The sequence below is a fragment of the Arthrobacter sp. TS-15 genome (assembly GCF_006964045.1).
Lineage (GTDB): Bacteria > Actinomycetota > Actinomycetes > Actinomycetales > Micrococcaceae > Arthrobacter.
The window spans coordinates 12,160-28,190 of sequence record NZ_SDXQ01000019.1 but is presented as its reverse complement, the minus strand read 5'-3'; the positions used below and the strand labels follow the sequence as shown (position 1 = coordinate 28,190).

Below are 16,031 nucleotides of genomic sequence, written 5' to 3'. Positions count from 1 at the left end.
ATGAGCTATCAGCCACCGATCGAGTACTACCAGCAACCGCAACGTTCCGGGAACCGGGGGCTGGGCGCCGGGATCACGAGCATCGTCGCAGCCGTGCTCTCGCCGATCGCGGCAGTAGTCAGCATTCCGTTGGGCATTGCAGCCATTGCTTCATCAATTAGCCGATACAACCAAGGCAACGACGCTTGGTGGTTTGGTGCGCTCATCCTGGCGGGTGTCGCGGTCCTACTGGCCCTGGTTGCTGTGGTGACCGGGCTGATCGCCGTCTTTCGTGCCGGCCGCATGAACGCAGGACGCATCACGGGCATCATCGGATTGGCCATCATGGCGGTCAACATCTTTGGCATTGTCCTCATGGTGTTCCTGGTGCTCGGCTCAGGTCAGGGGTTCTAAATGCCGCAGGTACGCGCCGAGCGGTTCATTCGGTTGGATCCGGAAATGGCCTTCGCACTGTCCCAGACCACCGGTGAGTTCAGGCTCAAATGGGATCCGTTCATCTCAGCCCAGGCTTTTCTGGACGGAGCCACGGCAGCCGGTAAAGGCGTCCGGACGCGGACCGTCTCGCGCATGGGCCTGAAAATGGTCAGCGAATACGTCTCTTACACACCTCCACGGAATGTTGGTATGACCATGGTTTCCGGGCCTTGGTTCTTTGAGAACTTCGGAGGCGGTTGGCGGTTCACCCCGGACGGCGACGGCACACGGGCAGTCTGGAAGTACACTTTTTCCTGCCGCCCCGCATTCCTGAAGCCCGTAGCCGAGGGGATCGGCAGCTGGGTGCTCGGCCGGGAAATTGAGCGTCGGATCGAGGCATTCGCCCGGGCCTGCGAAGACCAAACTTTGGTGGCCGAGCTCCGCACCCAGGCCAACGAGGTTACGGACCGGTAAGCCTCACGGCACCGAAATCGAGGCCACCGTTTTCTGGGCTTCGTCGCGAAGCTCAACACCGGCGATGCCAGCCAACTGCACCGGTGTGGCACCTGTGATCTTGATCCGGCCACTGGCCGTGGCCGTCCATCCGCAGGTACGTTCCTCGGCACCGTCCCGGCCCTTCACCCACAGGTAGAGAGTGCCCTCCAGCGGCATGCTGCGTCCCTCCACCTCGAGCTCCGTGCCCCAGTTCTTCTTCACCATGCCCACGGTCAACTGCAGCCCGTCGTCTGACTGTACCGAGTAGCTGGCGTCCGGTTTCGGCGGCTGATTCAGCAGCGGCCCGGCGAGAAAACCAACCGCAAGGCAGGCAGCGGCAACGGCACCCACCAGAGCCGCCCACCGGCGTCGTGATTTCCGCCTGCGAACCGACAAGTCAACCAAAACCTTCTCTGGAAGCACCTCGGGTTTCGGATCCAATGGCGAGAGTACGTTCGCGCCACCGGCGACAGTCAGGGCCACAGCGTCGCCTGCGGGAACGGCGTCAAGCAATGCGGGCACGCTCTCCAGTTGCTCCAACTCTTGGCGGCATTGAGCGCATGCGGCGAGGTGGTCTTCAAACAAGCGCGCTTCCTGTGGCTCGAGGCCACCCAGCAGGTAGGCACCCAGCAAGTGGTGGACGGAGTTGCCGTTCATCGTTCCACCCCCATTTCATCAAGGATTGTTCGGAGAGCTTTCACGGCGTAGAAAGCCCGGGATTTCACGGTTCCCGCCGGGATGTTCAGCTGCAATGCTGCCTCGGTGACGGTGAACCGCTGGTAGTGCAGGGCCACCAAAACCTGGCGGTGTTCGTGGCTGAGCCGGATCAGCGCCTCCTCCATGAGGACCCGGTTCAGGAGTTCATCAACGCGTTCCGTCGCAGGATGGTCCGGGAGGTCTTGTTCGCCGGCCTCGGAGGGCCGGCGCTGAGCCTTCCTGTAGTTGTCGATGATCACGTTGCGCGCCGTCCGGAACAGGTAGCTGCGCAAACTCCCCGTGATCTGCGGAGCGTGCTGCCACACCTTGAGGATGGTTTCCTGCACGACGTCATCGGCCTGGTGGGTGTCCGAGGTGCAACTCAGTACGAAGCGTTTGAGGGCGGTGCCGTGCTCGCGGTAGATCGCAGCCACCACATCCTCGTCCAACGGCATAGCCACCTCCTTCTCTCCGCTGCCCCTTCGCTTATACGACGATGCATGCAAGGAAAAGGTTCAGCTTCATGAACCATTCTTCCCCCACCGGCGTCGTAACCGGCCAGGGCTACCGTGGGACGCGAGGTCGCGGGAAGCCTGCCACGTCACCGGAAGGTTCCGTGTGAACACGCAGGATTCCCGCGAACTGGGGGTACGGCCCATCACCCGAGTGCACGAAGGATGCGATCTTTGAAAGCACGCTCTTGAAACAAGTCCTTCCACTCGACCCGGATAAACCGCCACCCCTCCTCGACGAGCGCCTTTTCCCGACGCCGCTCTTGGAAGATGACCTCATCCGTTGGTCTGTAATCGAAGTATTTGGTGCGCCCGTCGAACTCCAGCGCCAGTTTTTCCTCTTCCCAAGCGAAGTCCATGCGGTGACGGCCCAGGCGGGACTGGACCTCGAATTGTGGCTGTGGGGGCTTGATGCTGAGCCTCTACATCAGCTCTCGGGTCAGCGTCTCGCCGGCTGACTCGGAGCGCGGATCCGCGTTGTCCAAAGCCTTGCGCAGCGTGCGGATACCTCGTTTTCCGGCCGAAACTGCCGCCAGCTGGGAAAGTACCCTGCGGTCTGCGCCCACACGCAATCCATGGTCCATGATCACCAGCGCTTTCGGATAACTCAGCATCCTGGCGCAGTCAGACATCGTGCGCTCAAGCGTAGTCACCCGCAAACCCTGAACCACCACAACATGGTCTTCGGTAAAGCTTTGCGTGTGTCCTCTAACGTCCTTCCCCGAACGGTCAGAGGAAGGCCTGGCGGAGTGAAGGATATGAACCTTGTCATCAACACCCCATACGAACAGGCCGTGGAGTCGTGCCGCCGACAAATGGCTATAGACGAAACCACCTGTTGACGACGTCAGCGTTCCATGAGCATGTGCCAGGATGCGCTCCAAAGCCTGCCGCCTGGGGCCCAAGGCTTTCCATGTGTCACTCAGGATGTAGCAGCCATATCTCAAGCGAAGCAGTTCGCCGGAGTCCACCAAGGCCTTGATATTTCGACTGTTGAGACCGAAACGGAGTAACTCGTCTGTTCTCCACATGTGGCCCCGCGAAGGTAGTGCCGAGGCCGCCGGGGTGTCGCCTTTGCGCGTTGAAGGTGTGTTCATCGGTTCAGCTTGGCCACCGCGGACCGTGGCCGGAACGGGCATTTCCGGCTATGTGGAAAGCGCCGCGCCGAAACTCCGGGAATGCGGTGAATTCGCTGGAGGCCTCCGCACGAAGACGCGAGCTTCCCGCGAACTCGGAGGTCCATGCCCACAAATGGGTCCGCTAGACTGCAGGCTACTCAGTGGGGAGAGGACATGACACAGGACATCAGCAGCAAAAAGACGCCAACCTTGACGTTCCTGGGGGTGCAGGAACTCGCGTGGACTTTGGGGCTCGTGGCCATGATCATCAATGCCACTGAGCGTGGCCTGGACTGGATCTGGGTGGGCCTGTTGGTCTGCTGGCAGGCATCCATTGTGTGGGGCTTCCTTAAGTTCCGCCAAGCCAGACCACGCTAGAGCGCCGAATTCGCCGGAAACGCGTCGAGACCGCCGGAACGCTACGGCGATTCCGCAGCGTTCCGGCGATCTCGGCAGAGAAGGCTTAGGCGTCGGCGAATTCCTCGGACTCTTCGAACTCTACGGCCGCGATGATTTCCTTGGTCTCCGGGTGGATCATGAAGGCCTCGTCGTCGTCCTCGATCATGAGGTAGTCGCCGTGGTCGGTGGCGAAGTGCCAGGCGAGGGTCTTGACGCCGTCGTGCTCGTAGTTGGGGTCGCCCATGGTGATCTTTTCCAGGGCGTAGCCGGCAACGTCACACAGTTCGCGGATGATGACCTCGAACTCGGGGGCGTTGGCGAGGGCCTCTTCGTCTGCTTCGGCTTGGCGCTCTGCGAGGTCCGGGATCAGGGCCACGCGCTGGGCGATGTGCTCTTCGATTTCTTCGTCGGAGAGCACCAGCAGGGCGGATTGATCGCGCAGGTATGCGGCACTGAGTTCGATGATGTCCTCTTCTTCCAACAGCGCTTCAAACTCGCCGTCGAGCTCGTCCAAGGCAACCACGGAAGCTGGCGGAGTTTCGGACTCGTCCAATTCGCCGTCGAGGTAGGCCTCGGCTTCGTCCTCGGTCAGTGCGTCAAAGGCAGCCGCGGTCCGGTTGAACAACTCAAGGTGGCGGACGGCGCCCATTTCCTCAAGCCCTGACCGCACAAAAGCGTCCACTTCTTCACGCTCCGGTGCTGTGAAGACGTATTGGGCGAAGCCGCCGGCCAACGCCTGGGTGAGGTAGAAATCCACAAAGTAGCTGTTGAGCGCAGCGGTGGCAATTTCGTCGCTGTTGAGGAGCTCTTGGTACATGTGGTTCACCACGTTGACATTGGAATCCACCACATCCGCGTTGCCGGCTTCGAAGCTGGTCTTGTTCAGGACAACGGGGTACTCGTTGGTAGTCAAGGGAAATCCTCACTGCTGAAAGCTGATGGTGCTCCGGACACTTTCAACGTACGCGCGGGAGCGGCGCGGCAATCGAGGATGAGGTTAACGGAGGGCGAAGTTTGGGAGCCGTTTTCTGCTGACTAAGATTGAACAGATATCCTCCTGCCGAAAGTAGCCCTGCGCATGCCGTCCCACACAGACGAAAACTGGGAACTGGCCATTCAGACTCCTGCCATCACGGACCGCTCGCTCGCGGCCGGACTGGCCTATGCCATGGGCAGCCGCGTGAACGGGATTTCTTTCGACGCGGCCACAGGCCTCCTGATGGGCAAGGTTCGCGGTACCGGTCCGCAGCCGTATTCGACGTCGGCAAAACTGGTTCGCAAGCCCAGCGGCTGGAGCTGCACTGTGGGTATTTGCAGCTGCCCGGTCCGTAAGGACTGCAAGCATGTGGCCGCATTGCTCTTCACGGCGGAGGACCACCCCACCATCCGCGCCCAGCTTCTCTCCCAGGCCCCCGGCATTCAAACCTCACGGGTTGGCTCGGGCCAGCAGGGCGGCTCGGCACGTCCTGCTTGGGAACAAGCCCTCAACAGGCTGATCACCAAGCCCGGCACAGCGCCCAGCGCGGCGGGTATCCAGTTGGCACTTCAGTTCGAGATTGAGGAGCCGGCGGCCCACTTCTCCTACACGGGCCGACGCGATCCCATGCGCAGTGTCCGCCAGCTCAAAGCGCGCCCGGTCATGATGGGTGCCAAGGGCAAATGGATCCGCGGCGACGTCTCCTGGAACAACCTCAGCTACGTTAGCTTCCGGCGCGAATTCAACGAGGTCCACGTCGAATGGCTTCAGACTTTCCTGGCTGCGCACGGTTCAAGCAACGGCCGGCAGCAACCCTCCGGCGCCATGTGGCTGAGCCTGAACGATTTTGCCGCCAAAAACCTCTGGACCCTCCTCGCCGAGGCAACCAAAGCCGGCATCCCACTCATCCATTCCGCTGGTAGCGAGCCCGTTCGCGTCGAGACGCAACCCGCCGTCGTCGGCCTCAGTTTGGCGCGCCTGGCCACCGATTCGGACACCGCAAAGCACGAAGCGCCCGACGGCGGCCTGCAGCTTGCGCCGTCAGTCACCCTGGGCGGGGAAGCCGTGGATCCCGGATCCGTGGGTTTCCTCGGCAAGCCGGCCAACGGAATCTTCTTCACGCACTCCGGGGAAACCCTGCCCGGCGTGCCCCAGCAGAAGAACCTCATCACCCTTGCGCCCATCGAGGGTGGCATCAGCGATGAGTTGCTGGAATTCGTCATGGATGGCCAAACGCTGCAGATCCCGGCCGAGGACGAGAGCCGGTTCCTGACCTCGTTCTACCCGAAGCTGCGGCAGTCAACGCCCGTGCAGGCTGCGGACGAATCGGTGGAGCTGCCCACGCTGGCTGTGCCCACCCTGTCCCTGCTGGCCAACTACGGCACGGACCACAAGGTCCGGCTGCACTGGGAATGGCACTACAAATCAGGCACCCTCGTCACCGCCCAGCCGTTGTGGCGGCACCCCGACGATCGCGGCTACCGCGATGACCTTGAAGAAGCCCGGATTCTGGAGTCGCTGGGGAGGCCGTGGGACGTGGTGCCCGCACTGGCCGAATCGGCGACGGGCGGCTGGGGTGCGCCCCGAATAGCTGCCTCCGCTGAGCTCAGTGGCCTGGACACACTGGCGTTCACCGAAGAGGTGCTGCCAGCGCTCAAGGACCTGCCGGACGTCGTGGTGGAAACCTCCGGCGACATCGCCGACTACCGTGAGGCCGCCGAAGCGCCCGTGGTGTCCATTTCCACGAAGGAAACGGCAAGCGGCGACTGGTTCGACCTCGGGATCGTGATCACGCTGGAAGGCGAACCCGTCTCTTTCGCCGCAGTCTTCTCCGCGCTCGCCGCCGGAATGAGCCGCATGCTGCTGCCCAGCGGTGCCTACTTCTCACTGGATCTTCCCGAGTTGCACCAACTCCGGGCGCTGATTGACGAAGCACGGTCCTTGCAGGACAACCCGGACAACAAGGACGGCACACTGCAGATCAGCCGCTTCCAGGCAGGCCTCTGGGACGAGCTGGCGCAGTTGGGAATCGTGGACGAACAGGCCGCCGCGTGGCGCGAGGCCGTTGGCGGGCTGCTCGACGACGGCGTGACCGGGCTTCCGCTCCCGGCTGGCCTTAACGCTGAGCTGCGTCCGTATCAGCTCGAAGGATTCAATTGGCTCAGCTTCCTGTACAAGCACAGCCTGGGCGGCGTGCTGGCTGACGACATGGGCCTGGGTAAGACCGTGCAGGCCATTGCTCTGATCTGCGCGGCGAAGGACTTGGCCGTGGAGACTGCCGCCGCCGCTCAGGGCGACTCTTCCGAGGTAACCCCGCGGGCTCCTTTCCTAGTGGTTGCGCCCACCAGCGTGGTGAGTAACTGGGCGGCTGAAGCACAGCGTTTTGCCCCGGGATTGGTAGTGCGTACCGTCGGTGAAACCTTCGCCAAGAGCGGGTTGTCGCCGGCCGAAGCGTTGGCGGGTGCCGACGTCGTTATTACTTCCTATGCCCTGTTCCGCATTGACTACGATGCCTACGCCTCCTTCCAATGGGCGGGGCTGATGCTCGATGAGGCGCAGTTCGTGAAGAATCACCAGTCCAAGGCCTACCAGTGCGCGCGCAAACTGCCGGCGCGGTTCAAGCTGGCGATCACAGGCACGCCCCTGGAGAACAACCTCATGGAGTTCTGGGCGCTGACCTCGATCGTTGCTCCGGGACTGTTTCCGAGCCCCAAACGGTTCGCGGAGAACTACCAAAAGCCGGTGGAAAAGAACGGCGACTCGGCGCAACTGGGCAAGCTCCGGCGTCGTGTGCGTCCGCTCATGATGCGCCGCACCAAAGAGCAGGTCATCAAGGACCTGCCGCCCAAGCAGGAGCAGATCCTTGAAGTGGTGCTGAACCCGCGGCACCAGAAGGTTTATCAGACGCACCTGCAGCGCGAACGGCAGAAGATCCTGGGCTTGATCGACGACGTCAACAAGAACCGGTTCACTATCTTCCAGTCGTTGACGTTGCTGCGTCAGCTCAGTCTGGATGCCTCGTTGGTGGATTCCTCGTTGTCCGGTGTTCGCTCCTCCAAACTGGACGTGCTGTTCGAGCAGCTGGAAGACCTCATTTCCGAGGGTCACCGCGCCCTGATTTTCAGCCAGTTCACCGGGTTCCTGGGCAAGGTCCGGGAGCGCTTGGATGCCGAAGGCGTGGAGTACTGCTACCTCGACGGCTCCACCCGCAACCGTGGTGATGTTGTCAGCGAGTTCAAGAACGGTGCCGCTCCGGTGTTCCTGATATCGCTGAAGGCCGGTGGATTCGGGCTCAACCTGACCGAGGCAGACTACGTGTTCCTGCTGGACCCCTGGTGGAACCCGGCGTCCGAAGCCCAAGCCGTGGACCGCACCCACCGCATTGGGCAGGCCAGGAACGTAATGGTCTACCGGCTGGTGGCGAAGGACACCATCGAGGAGAAGGTCATGGCGCTGAAGGCCAAGAAATCACAACTGTTCGCGGACGTGATGGAAGGCGATGCCTTGGCCGGTGGCTCGTTGACGGCGGACGACCTCGCGGCGCTGTTCGCGGAGTAGTTGGTTTTTGTACAGTTGATGCCCCTAAGGCCACCCCATAAGCGCGTTATCTGTACAAAAACTCAGCAGGGGTTCAGTCGTCCAGCCTCACACCCCGCAGCAGGAGCATGGTTCCGCCCACGGCAACGGCGGATGCCAGGAACACGCCCGCCGCACCGAGGCCTACCGCCACCACGCCGATTGCGCTGGGCAGCACCACTTGTCCAATCCTGTTTCCAGCCAACCGCAGGGCTAGCGCCCGCCCGCGTTGGCCTTCGGGCGCTTGGGCCGAGAGCCAGGACATGGTCAGTGGCTGACCGATTCCGAGCCCTAAGCCGAGGAATGCCATGACGATGAACAGCAACCACTCCGGCATCGGAATGGCTGCGACACCCAGGGCAACGGTGGAGATGGCCAGGCTCAGGACCAGCAGCTTCATCCGGCCCAGTTTGCGGGACATGCTGCCCAGACCCAGCCGGGAAACCATGGAAAACAGGGCGCGAACAGTCAGCATGAGGCCCACGGTTGCTGCGGTCAGGCCCCGTTCAGCACCGAGTGCCGGCAGATAGACAACGGTCAGATCCACTACTGCCAGGACAGTGGCGCTGGTTGCCAGAGCACGGACGACGCCGGGAGTCCTGAGAAGTGCGACCGCACTGCCCTTTGGTCCGCCCTTGGCGGTGCGCCTCCCTTTGCTGACGTTTGACGAAATCACGAACGTAGTCAGGAACAGCACCAAGCTCATGGCCGTGGCGAGCACGAAGATGGCCTGCGTATTCGGCCGAACGGACGCGCCGCCCACCACGGAAATGGCCAACGGCCCCAATGCCTGGCCCAGCGATGCGGCGAAGGTCAGATATCCGAAGGCAGAGTCCAGGCGCGAGGACGCAGCATTGTTCGCCACCACCGCTTGCTGCCCCACCACGCAGGCCAGTTGCCCCGCACCCAGAAGCGCTGTCCCGGCCACGAGCGCCGGAACCGAGGACCCCCAGAACAACAGAAACGCAGAACAGCCCAGCACGACGGCGGCCCCGATGGCCATGAGCCTGCGCTCACCGAGGCGGTCCACCAGTCCGCCGATGGGCAAGGCAAGCAGCAGGGGGAACACCGCGTAGCTCGCGGCAAGAAGACCCAAAGCGAACCCTGGAACGTCCAATTCAAGCGCGCGGTACGTGGTGGCGGGCCGGACCAGGAACGTGACGGCCTGGATGAGTGCCGAGTGAATCAGGAGTGCGGTGGAGGAACGCCGTCCAAGTTCGCCGATCATTCGACGCCGATCATTCGACCACCAGGCCGGTGCTTGAGATGACGCGCAAGGTCTCATCACGTGCGCCGATCACGTGATCGAAGGCAATCTTTGCGGCCCTTTCCGGATCCTTGGATGCAATGGCCTCGACCAGGAGCCGGTGATTGGCGAGAGCCTCATCGCGGCGTTCGGGAGCGTTGTTGGTGAAGTATCTGTAGCGTTCAACCTGACTGCTGATCTGCCCATGGAAGCGCTGGGCCCAGGAGTTACCGGCGATCCTGGCGATGGCTGCGTGGAGGGCCACCCCGTACTTCATGGCTTCATCGGCGAACTCCACCATCGCGGCATTGCGGGCCACGATTCCCCGAAGCTCTTCAAGGTCCGCGGCACTGGCGTTGGCGCACGCTTCCCGAGCCATCAGCGACTCCAGGGCGGCACGGACGTCGTACAGCTCGGAAATCGCCCTCCTTTCCAGCGTCGGAACAACAACTCCCCCGGTGGCCTGCTGCTCGAGCAGGCTCTCAGAAATAAGCCGCCGGATGGCTTCCCGCAGTGGCGTTCGGCTGACTTGGAGGGCCGCGGCCATGGCGGGCTCGTAGATTCGCGCACCAGGTTTGAGTTCCAAACTGAGGATCTGGCGTTTCAGCTCGCCGTAGACGACGTGTGCCCCTGTGTTTCGTGGTTGTGGATCCGCCATATATCGCTACCTCGGCTCGGAAGTGTACTTGTATACATCTATACACCCAGCTTGGAGGACCACGCAAAGGGTTACACCTGCGACCACTTCTGACTGACCACGAACGAGCCTGTTCGAATGCCTTGTTGTGGCCCCAAGAGCCTCATAGTCTCGGCTTGCCCGGGCTTCCCGCAAACCGGGCAGCACCCGTTGAAACCCCAAAGATGAGGTCCACCCATGGCGTTTACCGCTCGAAGAATCCGAAGGCCTGTGGCAGTGCTGGCGGCAGCCGTTACTGCAGCGGCCGGCCTTGCGCTCAGCCCGGCAACTGCACCGCAAGCACACGCAGCCGACGCAACCGCCGTCACCATCACTCCCAACCCGGCAAGCCGTAGCGAGGCATTCGAAGGTTGGGGCACAAGCTTGGTCTGGTTCGCGAATGCGACGGCGGGCTACTCCCCCGAGCTGCGCGAGGAGCTGTACCAGAAGGTCTTCGGCGAGAACGGGCTGAACCTCAACATCGCCCGTTACAACGTGGGCGGTGGCAACGCCTCGGACGTTGCCAACTACCTCAATGACGGCAGCGCTGTGGAGGGATGGTGGAAGCCGGTGACCCAAGCGCAACCCGGCCAGCCGGCGTCGAACCTCTACAAACCTGACGGCAGCGTGGACGCAACGCAGGCCAACAAGCTTGCGTTCCTCAAGGCCTGGAACCCGGACGATCCCGCCTCCTACAACCCGGACGCGGACAAGAACCAGCGCTGGTGGGTGGAACGGCTGGCCGAGGACCAGCAGATCACGCACTGGGAAGCCTTCAGCAACTCCCCGCCCTGGTTCATGACCAAGAGCGGCTACGTGTCCGGCCAGGTGAACACCGCCAAGGGCGAGAATCTGCTGCCCGAAGCGGAGGCCAAGTTCGCCGCCTACATGAGGAACGCCGTCGAGCTCCTCGAAAAAGGCAGCGGCATCACCGTGGACACCATCGATCCATTCAATGAGCCAAACTCCGGCTACTGGGGCACGGACATCAACGCTGCCACCGGCAAGCCGCCCACCACCTACACGCAAAAGCAGGAGGGGGCGCTGATCTACCCTGCTGCCCAGGACCGCGTGACCAAACTGCTGGCAGCCGAGCTCGAAAAAGGCACCACGGACGCCGTGATCTCCGCGATGGACGAGACGGATCCCAGCAAGTTCATGACCAACTGGAACGGTTACAGCCAGGAGGCCAAGGACGCCGTTGCGCAGCTCAACGTCCACACCTACGGCACCAATGATCGCCGCCGGGTCCGGGACCTCGCCAGCTCCACGGACAAGCCACTGTGGATGAGTGAGGTTGGGGGCTTCTGGACGGGCAACCCAGCGCTCGGCGACTCCACCAGCGGCTGGGACCGCTCCAACATCACCAACGGATTGGGCATCGCAGGCCGCATGGTCAACGACCTCCGCGAACTTGAGCCCGACGCCTGGGTGTTCTGGCAGCCCGTGGAGGACACGTACAAGCAAGAGAAGGCCGACAAAGGCTGGGGCTCTATCTACGTGGACTTCGACTGCAACTACGAGGGCCGCGAAGGATTCTCCAACCGCCGCATCAACGATGGCGCCACCCTGGACAACGCCAAATGCAAGGTATTGACCAACCAGAAGTACAACACCACCCGGAACTTCACGCACTACATCCTGCCCGGCGACTTCCTCATCCAAAATGACAACGCCAAGACCGCCAGCGCCCTCCGCGCCGACGGCAACGGCGCCACACTGGTCCACTTCAATGACACCCCGACGCCGGAAAAGGTCACCATCGATCTCAGCCGCTTCGGTGCAATCGCACCCGGTGCAAAGGTCACTCCCGTGGTCACCACCAAGTCGCCGCTGGATGACATCGAGAAGAACGCCCTGGTGAAGGGTACGCCCGTGGCCGTGGACACCGCGGCTAAGTCCGCGACGCTCGAGGTTCCGGCTGCATCAGTGGTGACGTTCGTCGTCGACGGCGTCAGCGGAGTTTCAGAGGACGCCGCACCCGTGCAGGACGGCCACAGCTACCACCTCAGCGGTGAGGCGAGCGGCAAGTACCTGACGGCGCGAGCTAACGGCACGGCGTCGATCGAGGAGCTGGGTATGGACGCTGCCGGCGTGGCACCGCAGATGTGGACGTTCAACGCCGTTGGCGGGAATGACTTCGCCAACGATCGCCGCTGGGTTGTTTCCAGCGCAGACGGACGGGTCCTTACAGGCAACGGTGGAGTGCTGAATGGCAGCCAAAGCGGTGCTGCTTCCCTGGCTTCCATAACTCTTGAGCAAGCCAAGGCCACTCCTTCTGCACAGTGGATTGTGACCACGGAGAACGGCAAGCAGTGGTCCCTGGTGAACGCCGGGGCGGCGATTGCCCTGCAGGTTTCCGGCAACCAGACTGCCGCAGGGGCATCCGTGGCACTGGCATCATCCACCGGAACCACAGCCACCGCATCGGCCAACCCTCATCAGGCGTGGGCTTTCACGGACATCGCGGATTTGAAGCTCCTGGGTGTCTCGCCCGTTGAAATGAGCACACCCGTGGGTACGGCACCTGCCCTGCCCGCAACTGTCACCCCCGTTTACGAGGCCGGTCCCGGCAAACCACTGGCTGTTACGTGGACACCCGTGGATCCCGCCTCCTGGCAAAAGGCCGGCAAAGTCACCGTGTACGGCTCCGGAGTGGACCCCTACGGCCAAACGTTCGAGGCCGTTTTGACCGTCACGGTCGGCTCCTACATCGTCACGGATCCGACTTCAGTGACCGTTGGGGTTGGATCATCGGTGGCTTCCATACAGGCCTTGGCTCCGGCCAGCGTTCCCGGACAGATCGCCGATGGTCCCGCCCGGAACCCACTCGCGGTGATCTGGGACTGGTCCTCAGTCTCCGATTCCTCATTGCAAACTCCGGGAACCGTTACGGTGCAGGGAAACGCCAACGGACTCCCGGCAACACTGACCGTGATCGTGGTTGACCGTGTGCCCGTCGCCAACATCTGCAAGGACGACCCCACCACCACGGCCACCGCAAGCTACACCGAGGGCTCCTACATCGCGAAGAACACCTGCGACGCCAACGCCTCCACGCGCTGGTCCAACTGGGTGAGCGGCGGCCGGGCCGGCGACAACCTGAGCTACACCTTTACCCGCGATTACACCGTCTCCTCGGTGACCGTTACCTCCGCGGAGAAGGCAGCGCAGAGCCTCAAGGTCCAGTACCAGGATGCTTCCGGAGCGTGGAAGGACACCTCCGCGGGAACCATCACGGGACTCTCGCTCTCATCACCGGCCACCGTCCGCTTTGACCCCGTCACCACCCGTGGGATCCGCGTTTCGTTCGTGACCACGGCGTCCTACACGAAGATCGCTGACGTGGCCATCGCCGGTTCCCGCCTGGCCGACGCAGGGCTTGCCGATCTTGGCAGGCTCCTCGTCAACCAATCCTCGGTTGTCGGCTTCGCCCCGGCGACCACCGACTACCGGGCACTGACCGCGACGGCGACTCCCGCCGTCGTCGGCTACCCGCTGGACACGAACGCCAAGGTGACGGTCCAGCAGCCCACCGCTGAGAACCCGACGGCGGTAGTCACCGTGACGGCGCCGGACGGCACCACGAAGGTCTACCGCGTGACGGTCTCCACGGGGAAGGACGCGTGCAAGAGCGACGGCTGGAAGACGAGCCCTCAGCCCGTGTTCGCCAATCAGGGGCAGTGCGTGAGCAGCTTCGCGGCAGGGAAATAAGAAAATTCTGAGCTAGTGAGGCCCCTTGGGATTCTGATCCTGAGGGGCCTCACTGTGCCTTCACACAAGTGGGATGCAGACGGGCAAATGAACAGCTACGTGTCCTTTACTGTTATTTAAAGGCTAAAATAACAGTAAAGGACACCCTACTAGGCTTTGGAGCACCTCTTGGCAGCTTGGCCGGCGCATGGAAACAAGGTCATGCCCTGGAAATCGTCAGGTCGTCCCCCACGGGAGGACCGCTTGTTCACCGAAGTCGAAGTTTCACTTCCCCCCAAAATTGCGGGGCTTTGGTTCGAACCCAGCCGGGAAACGATCGTGGCACTCGAAGAGGCCGCTGTTGCCGTCGCATCGTTGGACGTGTCGGCGGATTCTCGCATGGCTGCCATCAGCGGCTTTCTGCTGCGAAGCGAAGCGGTCTCCTCTTCAAAGATCGAACACGTCGACGCCAATCGAAACGACTACGCCCGTGCCATGATCGGGCTGAAGGCCACCGATCAAGCGAGATCCATGGTCGCAGCAGCGGAGGCCGTGCAGAGCATGATCAGCGATGCGGGGGACACTGGCGAGGTCCGTGTGGAGGCTCTGCTTAAGGCCCACAAGGCCCTGATGAAAGATGACCCAATGGACGGGCACAACGCTGGTTCATTCCGGGATGTGCAAAATTGGATCGGCGGAAGTGACTATTCACCTCGAGGAGCCATCCACGTTCCCCCTCCCCCGGCGCTGGTACCCGAACTCATGGACGACCTCATGGCATTCTGTGCCCGGAAGGACATCCCCATCGTGGCGCAGGCGGCCATTGCCCATGCCCACTTCGAGTCCATCCACCCTTTTACCGACGGTAATGGCCGCATAGGACGTGCTCTGATCGGTTCAATTTCACGTCGTAGAAGACTGACCAAGAACACGGTCACTCCCATAGCCTCTGCGATGGTAGCGGACGTGGAGACCTACTTTTCCTTACTAAACAATTACCGCAACGGTGACGTGGATCCATTCGTCCTCTATCTGGCAAAGTCAGCGATGCGTGCTTCCCAAGCCGCCAGTGAATCGGTCGCGGCTCTCGATGAGCTCCCGGCATTGTGGACCGACTTGCTCCGCCCCAGGAAAAACTCTGCGGAAGCAAAGCTCATCCCTTGGCTGCTGGAACAGCCCGTTTTCGAAGCGCACCGGGCAGCATACATCGCTGGTGTTGAGGAAACGTCCATATACAAAACCCTGAACCGAATGACCGAAGCCGGTGTACTGTCCCTCGTCTCGCAATCGCAGCGGAATCGCGCTTGGGCAGCGATGGAAGTCTTGGATGAGGTAGATCGACTGAACAGGCGGTTGGCCGCCAAAGCCGTCTAAGCTTTCAGCTCCGCGCCCAGCGGTACGGCGTCGTCGTCGAGACCTTGAGCAGTCCCGAACGCTCGAGGATTGGTCGAGAGAATTCCGTGGAGTCGCTGTGGATGAGGGTCTTTTCCATCTCCAGTGCGGCCTGCGCGCGGCGGGCCGTCAATGCCCGGTAGATCCCCTTGCCGCGCCACTCTGCTCTGGTGGCACCACCCCAGATCCCGGCGAAGGCTGTGCCGGGCACTGGCTCCAAGCGTCCTGCGCTGACGATCTGATCGTCAGCCTCCGCCACCCACAACTGCATCCCGTCATCCAGCGAGAGCCGGTGCAGCAGGGCATCCGCCATCTCGTCTGAGACCGGCTCGCCGAAGACCTCGTCCTGCATGGCGCTCATGGCCCGAACGTCGGCTTCATCCGTCACCTCCCGGAGGGCCACACCGTGGGGAAGTGCCACAGCTGTGCTCAAAGCCCGGGCCTCGCCGATCATGATGGATTCCGGGTCATCCTCCGTGAAGCCGTTGGCGATGAGGGCTTCGTGGAGGCCGGGTGCGTGGTCATGCCCGCGGGTCTTCCACTCGACCTTGGTGATGGCCGGCTGGCCCTCGAAGTGGGAAACCGCCGCTTCCACAAGGCCGCGGATACCCTGCTCATCCGCGCCGGCCAGGTCCTGGTAGGTGATGAAACCACGGCCGCCCAGGAACTTCACCAAGCGGAGCGGGCCAAGTTCTTTGACCGCTAGGGCACTCGGAGTCTCGGCATCGGTGCGCAGTTGTTGATCGTAGGCTGCGAGAAGCCGTGCTTTGGTGTCGGAATCCGTCATCCCGCGAGCCTACTGCAGCCCGGGAGGAACCCAATTCGAGGGCTCCCTGCG

The 16,031-nt window shown here is 62.4% G+C and carries 12 protein-coding genes and 1 pseudogene; 6 read left to right on the top strand and 7 right to left on the bottom strand.

What is annotated here, in order from left to right; translation table 11 throughout:
• Together EU811_RS07450 and EU811_RS07445 are read left to right on the top strand one after the other, a co-directional pair.
• A complete protein-coding gene (locus tag EU811_RS07450) occupies nucleotides 1-393 on the top strand; it encodes a hypothetical protein (RefSeq protein ID WP_142937860.1) in 393 nt (130 codons plus the stop codon).
• Entirely contained in the window at nucleotides 394-888 is a 495-nt protein-coding gene (locus EU811_RS07445) for a type II toxin-antitoxin system RatA family toxin (RefSeq protein ID WP_142937859.1), read from the top strand.
• Between the two features lie 3 nt (nucleotides 889-891).
• Here the strand turns inward: EU811_RS07445 and EU811_RS07440 are convergent, their stop codons facing one another.
• The 3 genes and pseudogenes from EU811_RS07440 to EU811_RS07430 all read right to left on the bottom strand — a co-directional run bounded on the left by EU811_RS07440 (nucleotide 892) and on the right by EU811_RS07430 (nucleotide 3,214).
• Nucleotides 892-1,566 carry an anti-sigma factor family protein gene (locus EU811_RS07440; RefSeq protein ID WP_142937858.1) on the bottom strand — a complete coding sequence of 225 codons (675 nt, stop codon included), beginning with the start codon at nucleotides 1,564-1,566 and terminating at the stop codon, nucleotides 892-894.
• Entirely contained in the window at nucleotides 1,563-2,060 is a 498-nt protein-coding gene (locus tag EU811_RS07435) for a sigma-70 family RNA polymerase sigma factor (protein ID WP_142937857.1), read from the bottom strand. Before EU811_RS07435 ends, EU811_RS07440 begins: the two co-directional genes overlap by 4 nt.
• A 203-nt stretch (nucleotides 2,061-2,263) precedes the next feature.
• Nucleotides 2,264-3,214: pseudogene (locus tag EU811_RS07430) on the bottom strand (type IV toxin-antitoxin system AbiEi family antitoxin domain-containing protein).
• Between the two features lie 195 nt (nucleotides 3,215-3,409).
• Between EU811_RS07430 and EU811_RS07425 the strand changes: the two are divergent.
• Nucleotides 3,410-3,613 (top strand): hypothetical protein, encoded by a 204-nt coding sequence (locus EU811_RS07425; protein WP_142937856.1) that lies wholly within the window; start codon nucleotides 3,410-3,412, stop codon nucleotides 3,611-3,613.
• 85 nt (nucleotides 3,614-3,698) lie between these two features.
• Here EU811_RS07425 and EU811_RS07420 read toward each other — a convergent pair whose 3' ends face one another.
• On the bottom strand, nucleotides 3,699-4,547 hold the full coding sequence (locus EU811_RS07420) for a DMP19 family protein (protein ID WP_142937855.1): 849 nt from the start codon (nucleotides 4,545-4,547) through the stop codon (nucleotides 3,699-3,701).
• Nucleotides 4,548-4,712: 165 nt separating this feature from the next.
• Here EU811_RS07420 and EU811_RS07415 point away from each other — a divergent pair, with 165 nt between their 5' ends.
• Complete coding sequence (locus EU811_RS07415; RefSeq protein WP_142937854.1) at nucleotides 4,713-8,168, top strand: DEAD/DEAH box helicase; 3,456 nt, start codon at nucleotides 4,713-4,715, stop codon at nucleotides 8,166-8,168.
• 73 nt (nucleotides 8,169-8,241) lie between these two features.
• Here EU811_RS07415 and EU811_RS07410 read toward each other — a convergent pair whose 3' ends face one another.
• Nucleotides 8,242-9,414 (bottom strand): MFS transporter, encoded by a 1,173-nt coding sequence (locus tag EU811_RS07410; RefSeq protein WP_142937853.1) that lies wholly within the window; start codon nucleotides 9,412-9,414, stop codon nucleotides 8,242-8,244.
• A 10-nt stretch (nucleotides 9,415-9,424) separates the two neighbouring features.
• Nucleotides 9,425-10,090, bottom strand: coding sequence for a GntR family transcriptional regulator (locus EU811_RS07405; RefSeq protein ID WP_142937852.1), 666 nt, complete (start codon nucleotides 10,088-10,090; stop codon nucleotides 9,425-9,427).
• A gap of 216 nt (nucleotides 10,091-10,306) precedes the next feature.
• Between EU811_RS07405 and EU811_RS07400 the strand changes: the two genes are divergently transcribed.
• Together EU811_RS07400 and EU811_RS07395 are read left to right on the top strand one after the other, a co-directional pair.
• Nucleotides 10,307-13,822: an Ig-like domain-containing protein gene (locus EU811_RS07400; protein WP_142937851.1), complete on the top strand. Its 3,516-nt coding sequence runs from the start codon at nucleotides 10,307-10,309 to the stop codon at nucleotides 13,820-13,822.
• A 318-nt stretch (nucleotides 13,823-14,140) separates the two neighbouring features.
• On the top strand, nucleotides 14,141-15,175 hold the full coding sequence (locus EU811_RS07395; RefSeq protein ID WP_238703332.1) for a Fic family protein: 1,035 nt from the start codon (nucleotides 14,141-14,143) through the stop codon (nucleotides 15,173-15,175).
• Nucleotides 15,176-15,179: 4 nt separating this feature from the next.
• Here the strand turns inward: EU811_RS07395 and EU811_RS07390 are convergent, their stop codons facing one another.
• Nucleotides 15,180-15,980 carry a GNAT family N-acetyltransferase gene (locus EU811_RS07390; protein WP_142937849.1) on the bottom strand — a complete coding sequence of 267 codons (801 nt, stop codon included), beginning with the start codon at nucleotides 15,978-15,980 and terminating at the stop codon, nucleotides 15,180-15,182.
• Nucleotides 15,981-16,031: the final 51 nt, after the last annotated feature.

Excerpts from the sequence above, each read along its gene's own strand:
- EU811_RS07450 (WP_142937860.1), top strand. The coding sequence starts at position 1 with ATGAGCTATCAGCCACCGATCGAGTACTACCAGCAACCGCAACGTTCC.
- EU811_RS07445 (WP_142937859.1), top strand. The coding sequence starts at position 394 with ATGCCGCAGGTACGCGCCGAGCGGTTCATTCGGTTGGATCCGGAAATG.
- EU811_RS07440 (WP_142937858.1), bottom strand. The coding sequence starts at position 1,566 with ATGAACGGCAACTCCGTCCACCACTTGCTGGGTGCCTACCTGCTGGGT.
- EU811_RS07435 (WP_142937857.1), bottom strand. The coding sequence starts at position 2,060 with ATGCCGTTGGACGAGGATGTGGTGGCTGCGATCTACCGCGAGCACGGC.
- EU811_RS07425 (WP_142937856.1), top strand. The coding sequence starts at position 3,410 with ATGACACAGGACATCAGCAGCAAAAAGACGCCAACCTTGACGTTCCTG.
- EU811_RS07415 (WP_142937854.1), top strand. The coding sequence starts at position 4,713 with ATGCCGTCCCACACAGACGAAAACTGGGAACTGGCCATTCAGACTCCT.
- EU811_RS07410 (WP_142937853.1), bottom strand. The coding sequence starts at position 9,414 with ATGATCGGCGAACTTGGACGGCGTTCCTCCACCGCACTCCTGATTCAC.
- EU811_RS07405 (WP_142937852.1), bottom strand. The coding sequence starts at position 10,090 with ATGGCGGATCCACAACCACGAAACACAGGGGCACACGTCGTCTACGGC.
- EU811_RS07400 (WP_142937851.1), top strand. The coding sequence starts at position 10,307 with ATGGCGTTTACCGCTCGAAGAATCCGAAGGCCTGTGGCAGTGCTGGCG.
- EU811_RS07390 (WP_142937849.1), bottom strand. The coding sequence starts at position 15,980 with ATGACGGATTCCGACACCAAAGCACGGCTTCTCGCAGCCTACGATCAA.